Origin of the sequence: Haloarchaeobius caseinilyticus (assembly GCF_051207395.1) — an archaeon.
Lineage (GTDB): Archaea > Halobacteriota > Halobacteria > Halobacteriales > Natrialbaceae > Haloarchaeobius.
In genome coordinates this window covers 989033-999001 of sequence record NZ_JBPJZC010000001.1, presented here as the reverse complement: position 1 = coordinate 999001, position 9969 = coordinate 989033, and the positions used below count along the sequence as shown (strand labels likewise).

Below are 9969 nucleotides of genomic sequence, written 5' to 3'. Positions count from 1 at the left end.
CACCGATATTGTGTTATATGTTGTCACAAGACGAGAAGGCTTTTGCTGTCAGTCTCCTATAGCGCGTCATATGAGCCCTGACCGGGCCGTGTTGGAGCAGGCCCTCGAACGCGGTGAACAAGAGGGCGGCAACGTCGAGTTCAAGGAACGGCTGACCCGAAACGTCCACCTGGCAAGCGGTCGGCGGGAGAGCCTCGCGGCGCAACTGCGCCACCGAGTGCTCTCGGGTGACGGCGAAGCGATGTACGTCGTCGGGGTGACAGACGACGGCGGACTGGCGGGCATCGAACCGCAAGTGTTCTCCGAATCGCTGGACGTACTGAGCCTGCTCTCCGAAGAGGCGGGTGCACACATCGCCGACGTGCAGACGTGGGGCGTCGGTGAGAGCGGCGGTCTCGTCGGCGTCGCCTCGATTCGTGAGGGTGCCGTACTGGAGACCGACGACCAGCACATCGTCGTCGGGACTGCCGGCCACGTCGACCACGGCAAGTCGACACTCGTCGGGTCGCTCGTGACTGGACAGGCCGACGACGGCAACGGGGCGACCCGGGCCTACCTCGACGTGAAACCGCACGAGGTCGAGCGCGGCCTCTCCGCAGACCTCTCGTACGCGGTCTACGGCTTCAACGACGACGGACCGGTTCACCTGCAGAATCCGCATAGGAAGCAAGACCGGGCGCGTGTCGTCGCCGAAGCCGACCGCCTCGTCTCGTTCGTCGACACGGTCGGCCACGAGCCGTGGCTCCGGACCACGATTCGCGGTCTCGTCGGGCAGAAACTCGACTACGGCCTGCTGACGGTTGCGGCCGACGACGGCCCGACGAAGACCACCCGGGAACACCTCGGTGTCCTCCTCGCGACCGAACTCCCGACCATCGTCGCGCTGACGAAGCAAGACGCCGTGAGCCCAGAGCGACTCGAGGAGGTCGAACGCGAAGTCGAGCGACTGCTTCGCGACGTGGGCAAGACGCCGCTGCGGGTCGACCGACACGGCGTCGACGCCGCCATCGAGGAGATCAGCGACATGGTCGTCCCCATCCTCACGACGAGTTCCATCACGATGGAGGGCCTCGACGTGCTCGACGAACTGTTCGAGCGCCTGCCCAAGACCGCCGGGGTCGACGGCGACTTCCGGATGTACGTCGACCGGAGCTACTCCGTGACCGGCGTCGGCGCGGTCGCCTCGGGCACCATCATGTCTGGCGAAGTCGAAGCCGGTGACGAACTCCTGCTCGGCCCGATGCCGGACGGGACGTGGCGCGAGGTCGAAGTCCGCTCCATCGAGATGCACTATCACCGGGTCGACCAGGCGAAAGCCGGCCGAATCGTCGGTATCGCACTCAAGGGCGTCGCCGAGGCCGACCTTCAGCGCGGGATGGCACTCGTCCCCCGGGACGCGAACCCGACCACCGTCCGCGAGTTCGAAGCCGAGGTGATGGTCCTCAACCACCCGACGAACATCGGCGACGGTTACGAACCGGTCGTCCACCTCGAAACCATCAGCGAAGCGTCGGTCTTCCACCCAGAAGGCGGGCAGTTGCTCCCCGGCGACAAGGGCCGCACTCGCGTCAGGTTCAAGTTCAAACCGTACATGGTCGAGGAGGGCCAGCGGTTCGTCTTCCGTGAGGGCCAGTCGAAGGGTGTCGGGACCGTGACGCGTATCTATCCCGAATAGACCGACCGAATCAGCTTCGACTCCGCTTTCTGCACGTGCTCTGCTGCGGTCGAGGCCGAACAGCCGAGTTCGGCAGCCACTGCGCCGATGTCACCCGTCCTCGGCACGTCGTAATAACCGACAGCGACGGCGACAGCGAGTGCTTCGTCCTGTCTGTCGGAGAGGACAGACTGTGGCGAATCGGGGGTCTGGTCGTACTCGCCGACGGCCTCGACTGTCGTGGGCATAGTGTCTGGGAGTGCGTCCACCGCGTGCTGTAAGTCCTCGTCTGCACCGACGACCGAGACGCGAACCTCACCGTCGCTGTACTCGACCGGCGGGACGATGAGGAGACTGCCGCTGGTGAACGCGGCGAAGATACTCGCTGTCACGGGGGTCGTCCGGTCGACCACGTGCACATACAAGCCGTCGCCCGCGGGCGTTACGTCGTATTGGAGGACTTCGTCAGCGCGCGCGAGCACGTCTTTCACGACCGCCTCGTCACCCTCGACGTAATCCATGATAGCGACACCGTCGTCGTGGACGTTCCAGTGTAAGCCCTGCACGCGCTCGACGTGTGGTGAGTGTGTCCAGCAGTCCACGACCGGGTGGACGCCTCGTGGCACTTGCACCCGCAATCGCACGAATCGCATACGGGCGAGTCGACGTCTCGGTACTTGAATCCCCCGCGCCACTGGCGCAGCACCGATAGGCCGGTTCCCGTCCATCTTCACACCATGCACGTGTTCGTCGCCGGCGCGACCGGTGTACTGGGGAAGCGACTCGTCGACCGACTCACCGACCGGGGACACGCCGTCACAGGACTCACGCGAGATGAGGCCGGTGCGGCCGTGGTTCGGGCGGCGGGTGGGACGGCCGTCGACGGTGATCTGCTCGACAGTGCGGCGACCCACGCTGCGGTCACCGCTGCCGACCCTGACGTAATCATCCACGCCGCGACCGCCATCCCGGCCGCGACGAAGACGACGGCGGCCGACTGGGAGCCGACGAACCGCCTCCGACGCGAGGGAACCGAGAACTTGCTCGCGGCCGCTGTTGCGGCCGACGCCGACCGGTACCTCCAACAGAGCGTCGTCTGGGTGGCGAGACAGCCAGATGGGTCCGGATTCGACGAGGACAGCGAACCACACCCAGACAGGACCACGCAAGCCGCGCTCGACGGGGAACGACTCGCCCGGGACGCCGGGCACGAGCACGACCTCGGCGTGACGATTCTGCGCTGTGGCTGGTTTTACGGGGCTGACGCAGCCCACACTCGACTCATCGCCGAAAACCTCAGAAACCGGCGACTGCCAATTATCGGGAGTGGGCTGCTCGGCCGCGGCGACGCGGAACTCTCGCCACTACACGCAGATGACGCGGCCCGAGCCTTCGTCGCGGCCGTCGGGGGCGATGCGACTGGGTTGTTCCACGTCGTCGACGACGAAACCGTGACCGCGGCGAAATTCTTCCGTGCGTTCGCGGACCGCCTCGACGCACCGACGCCGCACCGGATTCCAAGCTGGCTCGCCCGACCGCTCGCCGGCCGAGACTCGGTTCGCTTCTTCACGCGACCGATGCCGACGTCGAACGACCGGTTCCGTGCCGCGTTCGACTGGGCACCCGAACTGCCGACCTACCGCGAGGGACTCGACCGTGTGGTCGCGCAGATGATCGAGGAAGGGCGAGACCACGGCGAGACGCACCACGCCACGGCTCCAGACCACCGCGACGACGAACAGGTGACCACGTGACTCGTCGTCGACTGCTCGCGGTCGTCGCACTCGTCCACCTCCTCGCCAGCCTGACCCACGGCGTCGCACACGAGGTGGCGGAAGCTCCACTCACCGACACGCAGAACGCGCTCGTCGGCGGCTTCGTGTTCGTCCTGCCGGTGGTCGCACTCGGCTTGCTCGTCTGGAATCGACGACGGGCGACCGGGGCGACCGCAGGAAACACTGCCGCCGCAGCGCCCGCCGTGCTTCTCGTCGGTCTGGTCGGGTCTCTCGCGGTCGGAACCGGCTTCCACTACCTGCTGCCCGGCGCGGATAACGTCGCATCGGTCCACGGCCACGGACAGCAGTCGTTCGCGACGACTGCGGCACTGCTCACAGTCGTCGACCTACTGTGCGTCGTGGTGGTGGCTGCCTTCATAGTCGACGACCGACTGCATCTCGGCGTGACCGACACCGAGTCCCGGTAACTGTTTGCGCTCCCAACACTTACGAACACTCAGGAATGCAGTCACGTGGATTGGGCATCCGACTCCTGCTGGCCCTCGCCGGTGTGGTCCTCTTCGCCGCGTACCTCCTCGTCGGCGCAGCAGCCGTCAGCTTCGTGGTGGCGGTTTGGACACGCGGTGTCGACCCGTTCGTCTTCGTCGGGTCGCTCGTCGTCACCTCGCTCCTTTTCGGCTATCTGAGCTATCGCGGTGGCACCACCCAGTTGCTCGCGTCGCTGGACGCGACCGAACTGCCGCGCGAACGCGCACCGCAACTGTACAGTCGTATCGACCAACTGTGCGAGACCATGCGCGTCGACACACCGCGAGTCCTCGTCGCCAAGATGGCGACCCCGAACGCACTCGCCATCGGTGGTCGAGACGGCGGCGTGGTCGTCCTCAGTGTGAGCCTCTTTCGCCTGCTCTCGTCGGTCGAACTGGAGACCATCGTCGCACACGAACTGGCACATCTGGAGAGTCGCGACAGTCTGGTCCAGACGCTCGGATTCAGCCTCGCACAGACCGCGACCGGCTTCGTCTTCGTCTGTCTGTTCCCACTGGGGCTGTTCGTCGCGGGCCTCCGCCGAGCCTTCCGCCGGATGACGGGTCGACGGACGGAACCGTTCGTCAGGCACCTGCGACGGACACACGCGCAGGTCGCGAGCGTCGTCGTCATCGTGATGCTCGGCCTGACGCTCGCGCTCCGGGCACACTCCCGACGGCGCGAAATCGCCGCCGACGAACGGGCCGCTGCAGTGACTGGGAAACCGATGTCGCTGGCTCGGGCACTCGCACGCATCGAACGGGCGTCTGAACCGCCGGGGGGCCTGCTCTCGTCGCTGTACATCCACGGGCAGGAAGAGGACTCGCTGAGTCAGTTGCTGGCGACACATCCGCCGATGTCGGAGCGAATCCAGCGACTGGTCGACCGCGCCGAATCGGAGTGGCAGCGAATCGAGATTCAGTGAGCTGTCGGACTCAGTGAGCGAGGCGGACGGCGGACTCAGTGACCTGTCGAGGGCGTTACCGGCCGACTTCGGTCGTCTTCCACGGTGGCGTCAACAGTGCAGTCATCGAGTCGATTTCGTACGTCGGCACTGGGTCCGGCGTCGACCCGTCAGAGAGCCACGCCGCCCGGATGTCGGCGGCCTGCGCGCCGGCCACGTCAGAGCGAAGCGAGTTCCCGATGTGGACCGTCCGTTCCGGCTCCGCGTCGAGCAGGTCGAGGACGCGGTGGAACGCGCCCGGGTGCGGCTTCGACGGGGCGTCGTAGCCTGCACAGACGACGTACTCGAACGCATCCCCGAACGGGAGTGCGGACAGTTTCTCGGCCTGCATCTCCGGGTCGCCGTTCGTGACGACCGCCAGTCGGTACTCTGCCGCGAGTGCCTCGACGGCTTCGTTCGCGCCGGGAATCGGGTCGACGTTCGCGTGGTCACGCTGTTCGGCGTAGGCGGCCGCGACGTCGTGGCCGACAGTGGGGTCGTAGCCACTGCTCTCGGCGAGGTCGGCGAAGCACCGTCGACGCAGGTCGAGCATGTCGTCGCTGTCGTCGACGAACGTCTCGTATCGGTCGACGTAGTCGGTGGCGTCGAAGAACGGGTCGACGCCGACGCTGTCGAACGAGACGGAGAGTAGTTCCGACTGGTCGCGTCGGTACGTACAGAGGGTGTCGTCGAGGTCGAACAGGACCGTGTCGACGGGCTGGGACTGCATCGATTCGTGCTACGCTGGCCGACGAGAAAACTCGGTGGGCTTAGATGGTTCGGGACACCCCGCCGTGTGACGGATTCAGACTGTCCGGTGCGAAACCGATTCAGACCGCCCGATAGCCGTCGTCGGTCTTCTCGGCGAGGTCGAGCAGGACGAGCCAGTCGAGTTCGTGTTCGACCTTCTCGGTCCAGACGTGTCGCCAGTCGTTCGGGTGCTTGTGTCGTTCCCAGCGTGGGACGGTGTCCTCGAACCGGTCGAAGACGCTGTCGAGCGACAGCGGTCCGTCGCCCGCGTCGTCGGCTTCGCGAAGGATTTCGAGCACATCGGCGACGCCGAAGATGCCCTCGACGATGGCTTCGCGGAGGTAGTCTGCGGTGGGTTCGCGGCGAATCCGTGAGAAGCCGCGTTCGCCTTCCTCGGCCAATCCGAGCCCGCGCATGAAGGTGAGCCACGTCGCCGCGTCGTCTCTGGCCACGATGTCCGTCCGGTCGATGAGTCGGGCACAGCAGTCGTCCTCGCTGCCTGGGACCAACGGGACGGCACGCTGGGCACTCTCGACGAAGTCGAGCGAGTCGGGCGCGGCGGGGACGTGTTTGACCTTCACAGCTCGAACGATTCCGCGAGCAGCTCCTCGTTCGTTTCGCCGTGGACGTACGTCGGACCGCCGATGACGTCGATGGTGACCTTCGCGGGGGCGAAGACGCCCTCGTCGAGTTCGTGGAAGTCCCACTCGATGGTGTCGTAGATGTCGGCGAACGGCTCGCCGTACTGCTCGGCGGCGACCGAGGGCACCTCGTCGAAGCGGTCGAAGTCCTCGCGGACCGTGAGTTGGACCTCGCCACCGTACGCCAGTGCGTCGTTCGTCCGGGCCATGGCCTTCTCCTCCGAGGCGGCGATGGGCGCGACCGGTGCGGTACCCGAAGCCGAGACGATGTCGGTCGGGTCGTAGCCCAGTTCCGTGAGCCGGAACGCCGCCAGTTCGGCGGCACGGGCCGCGATGCTCACGCTGCCCGCGATACTCGCCGTGCGGAAGCCGACGAGGAAGACGCTCGACTCGTTGACCTCTGCGAGTTCTGCGACCTGTTCGGCGACGGCTTCACCGGGCAGGGCGTCGGACTCGATGGTGAGGACGGTCAGGTCGAAGGCGTCGTGGTAGCCGACGCGGTGGAACACGTCTTCGGTGCCGACCAGCGCGCGGGCCGGGCCGCTGCCGAGTCCTTCGAAGTCCTGCACGCTGAGTTCCCAGCCGGCCTTCTGCGAGCAGAGCAGCGCGAGGTCCGGGTGGTCGGTCGACAGTTCGACGTAGCGCATCGGCGCGCCAGCGACCTCGCCCATCCGGCTCTGGACGGTCGCCAGTCCGCCGGTCTGAATCTCGGTGAGGAGGATACCCGCCTCGACGCCGCCGTCGAAGTCGACGCCGAAGTCGAGGACGGTCGCTTCGTTTCCGAGTTCGTACGCCCCTGTCCCGAGCACGTCAGCGAAGTCGATGGCCTCGTCGACGAGTTCGATGGCCATCCGGTTGAGACTCTCCATGCGCGAGGGTTGTGCGTCTCGGGGTAAAGGGTTTCAGTTCTCGTCGCGGCCGGTCCCCGTCAGCGGGGGCAGTAGCGGCTACTCGTCGGCGTCGCTTCGTGCCGCCCGGCCGAGGTGGCCCTCGACTGCCGCGACCTTGTCGGCCGCCGTCGTCTCTTTCGTCCGCTTGTCGTCTATCTTCAGGAACGTCGAGACGCGGTCGCCGTCGACCGCTTCGTGTGCAGCCTGTGCGGCCGCGAAGACGGTCCCGATGTCGTCGGCTTCGATGGTCGTCCCCATCGGCGTCGTCTCGTACGTCACGTCGAAGTCGTCGAGCGCGGCGACGGCTTTCGCCACCTCACTGGCCATGCTGTCCTCGACGACCGGCGCGACCGAGAGGAATGCGACGACGGTCATTCGTCGTCGTGGAGTTGCACCGTGACCATCCCCTCGAAGTTGAGCATGACGCGCTGGGTCAGGTCACCGAACAGCGCCTTCCCACTTGGCGAGCGTCGTCGACCCGAGATGAACACGTGGTCGGCGTCCTTCTCGTCGGCGACGTCGAGGATGGTCGTCTCCTCGCGGCCGACGATACCGAGGATTTCGTACTCGATGTCGACGTCTTCGAGCGCCTTGCTCCCGACCTGTGTGGCGAAGTGTTCGGCCTCCATCTCCGCTTCGTCCAGCGAGAAGCTCTTGCTCTTCGTCTCCAGTCGCGACGACATGATCTCGTCGTACTCCTCTTCTGGGAGGACGTGAAGCAACACCAGGTCCGCGTCGACGCCCGCGGCGAGTTCTCCTGCCTCGCGGACGAGGGCTTTCGTGGTGTCTGAATCGTTACGGATGACGGCGAGTGCGCGTTCCATATCGACCACTGTTCGAGAGGGGGTGAAAAAAACCTTACCGCGCCGAGCCGAGGTTTCGCGTGTCAGTAGTACTCACGCTGGTCGTCCGATTCGAGCAGTCGCTTCACCACGTACTCGACCGACAACCCGACGAACATCACCGCACTCCCGATGGCGACGAAGTATATCGACACCTCCGCGACCTGCGCCGGGGGCATCGGCGACGCTGCCAGTCCGATGAGGAGCGCGAACGTCCCGAGGAGCAACATCGGTGCCACCAACCAACGAACGATTACGGACTCGCGGACGAACACCCACACCCGAGGCCGGGAGAGTCGCTTCATACGCCGTGTAGTCTCCCGAGAAGGAAAAACAGGAGGACCAGTTCCTACAACCGCTGCTCGACCGCCCGATACGTCGCTGCGAAGCCACTCGTCCCACGGAACGCGCCTGCAGCGAGTTGGAACACGTTCAGCGTTACGTCCGTCTCACCACCGTCGAGGACGACCGCCCAGTTCCCGCCTGCGGGCTTCTCCCACTCGCCGTCTCCGTTATTCAGCAGCGTCTCACCGAAGTAACTCCCGAGCGCGAGGACGAGTTCTTGGTCGGCCCCACTGGCCTCGAGGTCGTCCACGAGGTCGTCCAGTCTGGCGAGGGACTCCAACGTGTAGTCGAGGTCGTACGCCGGCCAGCGCTCGACACAGGCCGTCGCCTGTTCGCGGAACACGTCGACTCTGTCGCGCGGGTCCGGTTCGTCTTCGACGCGGTCAGTGGCCGCTGCCGCGTCGTCATCTGTAGCCGCCTCGCTCGCACTCGTCTCGGTGCGGTCGTCGTCGGCCGACGCTTCTCTCTGTCCCGGTGTCTTCGGACTGGTCGTCGCTGCAGTCGTCGCCGTTCCCTCGCCTGTGTCAGTTGTTCCGGGGTGACCGGCCGTTCCCGTCGTCGCCTCGGCCGTCTCCTCACTCCCGAAGATGCCCGTAATCCGCCGGAGTAGTCTCATCGTCTGCCATCGGAACGCGCCTGAATAAAAAGACGGACCGCGGAGTGAATGTGAAAATTTCGAAGTGGTTGGTGGAGAATGTTTTTCGGGTGATGGGTATCGGTGCTGGTGTCAGTCGTCGTAAACGGTAGGACCGGAGTGCTGGCTGGGATTTGAACTACTCTCGCTCGTTGCACTCGCTCGAACGTTCAACTCCCACCGTTTCGACTTCCTCTCACAACGTCGTCTTCGCAGTCGCAGAGCGACTGCTCACGGAGTTGTTTCGAGAGAAGTGCGCTGGCTGGGATTTGAACCGAGCCGAGACGGTTTCTTCACTCTGTTCGGAACTGCGTCTCGTCGGGTTCAAAACGCCAGCTGCGATTTTCCGAAACCTGACTCGTCGCTTCGCTCCTCGTCGTTGGTTTCGGAGAAATGCGCTGGCTGGGATTTGAACCCAGGTTGTGACCATGGCAAGGTCACGTGATACCACTACACTACCAGCGCAGTGCGACTACATTCTGACCGATGGCCCGCGAGTTTTAAAACCCTACGATATGAGTCGACGCCCTCGCCGGAATCACTCGGCCAACAGGGTCGGTAGCCCCTCGGGATAGAGCGTGTCGTCGCCGTCGGTAAACCGAGACATCGGTTCCCAGCGCGCCGTAAACTCCCCGCTCCCGTCGTCTTCGAAGCCAGCTAGTTCCTCGCACTCGTACACCGACCTGTCGGCGAAGTGCGCCTCGAAGACGAACACGACCTCGTGGCCCGGAGTCTCCTCGAACTCGAAGACGTTCTCTAACACGCCGAGTCGCTCGCCCGGCACGACCGCCTCGTCGAGTTCTTCGTCGAACTCGCGGACGAGCGCGTCGGCTGCCCGCTCGCCGAACTCCAGCCCGCCGCCGAGCGGCCGGAAGAACTGCTCGCCGTCGTCTTCGTAGCGTTGCACGAGAATCTCGTCGCCTTCCCGTCGGACGATTCCGAGCGCCGTCGGGCGAATGTCTCGCCAGTCCATGCGTCCCACGAGACGGTGAACTGCGAAGAAACC

At 65.3% G+C, this 9969-nt stretch carries 13 protein-coding genes and 1 tRNA gene; 4 read left to right on the top strand and 10 right to left on the bottom strand.

All coding sequences use genetic code 11. The features are described from left to right. The first annotated feature begins 70 nt into the window (after positions 1 to 70). Positions 71 to 1675, top strand: a complete 1605-nt coding sequence (locus tag ACSC1P_RS05270; RefSeq protein WP_435359082.1) for a GTPBP1 family GTP-binding protein — start codon at positions 71 to 73, stop codon at positions 1673 to 1675. Here ACSC1P_RS05270 and ACSC1P_RS05265 read toward each other — a convergent pair. Beyond that, positions 1663 to 2307 carry a helix-turn-helix domain-containing protein gene (locus ACSC1P_RS05265; RefSeq protein WP_435359081.1) on the bottom strand — a complete coding sequence of 215 codons (645 nt, stop codon included), beginning with the start codon at positions 2305 to 2307 and terminating at the stop codon, positions 1663 to 1665. The two genes, ACSC1P_RS05270 and ACSC1P_RS05265, sit on opposite strands and share 13 nt — an antisense overlap. 84 nt (positions 2308 to 2391) lie before the next feature. Between ACSC1P_RS05265 and ACSC1P_RS05260 the strand changes: the two genes are divergently transcribed. The 3 genes from ACSC1P_RS05260 to ACSC1P_RS05250 are packed head-to-tail and all read left to right on the top strand — an operon-like array spanning position 2392 to position 4843. Continuing rightward, positions 2392 to 3408 carry an NAD-dependent epimerase/dehydratase family protein gene (locus ACSC1P_RS05260; protein ID WP_435359080.1) on the top strand — a complete coding sequence of 339 codons (1017 nt, stop codon included), beginning with the start codon at positions 2392 to 2394 and terminating at the stop codon, positions 3406 to 3408. After that, on the top strand, positions 3405 to 3857 hold the full coding sequence (locus tag ACSC1P_RS05255; protein WP_435359079.1) for a hypothetical protein: 453 nt from the start codon (positions 3405 to 3407) through the stop codon (positions 3855 to 3857). Before ACSC1P_RS05260 ends, ACSC1P_RS05255 begins: the two co-directional genes overlap by 4 nt. Before the next feature lie 35 nt (positions 3858 to 3892). After that, positions 3893 to 4843, top strand: coding sequence for a M48 family metallopeptidase (locus tag ACSC1P_RS05250; protein WP_435359078.1), 951 nt, complete (start codon positions 3893 to 3895; stop codon positions 4841 to 4843). A gap of 55 nt (positions 4844 to 4898) precedes the next feature. On the opposite strand, the gene ACSC1P_RS05245 is transcribed toward ACSC1P_RS05250, so the two are convergent. From ACSC1P_RS05245 to ACSC1P_RS05205, 9 genes are all read right to left on the bottom strand, one after another. After that, positions 4899 to 5591: an HAD family hydrolase gene (locus tag ACSC1P_RS05245; protein ID WP_435359077.1), complete on the bottom strand. Its 693-nt coding sequence runs from the start codon at positions 5589 to 5591 to the stop codon at positions 4899 to 4901. 100 nt (positions 5592 to 5691) lie between these two features. Beyond that, complete coding sequence (locus tag ACSC1P_RS05240) at positions 5692 to 6192, bottom strand: double winged helix-containing putative transcriptional regulator (RefSeq protein ID WP_435359076.1); 501 nt, start codon at positions 6190 to 6192, stop codon at positions 5692 to 5694. Continuing rightward, complete coding sequence (gene mch, locus ACSC1P_RS05235) at positions 6189 to 7121, bottom strand: methenyltetrahydromethanopterin cyclohydrolase (protein WP_435359075.1); 933 nt, start codon at positions 7119 to 7121, stop codon at positions 6189 to 6191. Before mch ends, ACSC1P_RS05240 begins: the two co-directional genes overlap by 4 nt. A 78-nt stretch (positions 7122 to 7199) precedes the next feature. Further along, positions 7200 to 7517 (bottom strand): MTH1187 family thiamine-binding protein, encoded by a 318-nt coding sequence (locus tag ACSC1P_RS05230; RefSeq protein ID WP_435359074.1) that lies wholly within the window; start codon positions 7515 to 7517, stop codon positions 7200 to 7202. After that, positions 7514 to 7966, bottom strand: a complete 453-nt coding sequence (locus ACSC1P_RS05225; protein ID WP_435359073.1) for a universal stress protein — start codon at positions 7964 to 7966, stop codon at positions 7514 to 7516. The genes ACSC1P_RS05230 and ACSC1P_RS05225 overlap by 4 nt, the downstream gene beginning before the upstream one ends. Before the next feature lie 62 nt (positions 7967 to 8028). After that, complete coding sequence (locus tag ACSC1P_RS05220) at positions 8029 to 8289, bottom strand: hypothetical protein (RefSeq protein WP_435359072.1); 261 nt, start codon at positions 8287 to 8289, stop codon at positions 8029 to 8031. 44 nt (positions 8290 to 8333) lie between these two features. Next, positions 8334 to 8945, bottom strand: a complete 612-nt coding sequence (locus tag ACSC1P_RS05215) for a hypothetical protein (protein WP_435359071.1) — start codon at positions 8943 to 8945, stop codon at positions 8334 to 8336. A gap of 412 nt (positions 8946 to 9357) precedes the next feature. After that, a tRNA-Gly gene (locus ACSC1P_RS05210) sits at positions 9358 to 9428 on the bottom strand. A 73-nt stretch (positions 9429 to 9501) separates the two neighbouring features. Next, on the bottom strand, positions 9502 to 9936 hold the full coding sequence (locus ACSC1P_RS05205; RefSeq protein ID WP_435359070.1) for an NUDIX hydrolase: 435 nt from the start codon (positions 9934 to 9936) through the stop codon (positions 9502 to 9504). Between the last annotated feature and the right edge of the window lie 33 nt (positions 9937 to 9969).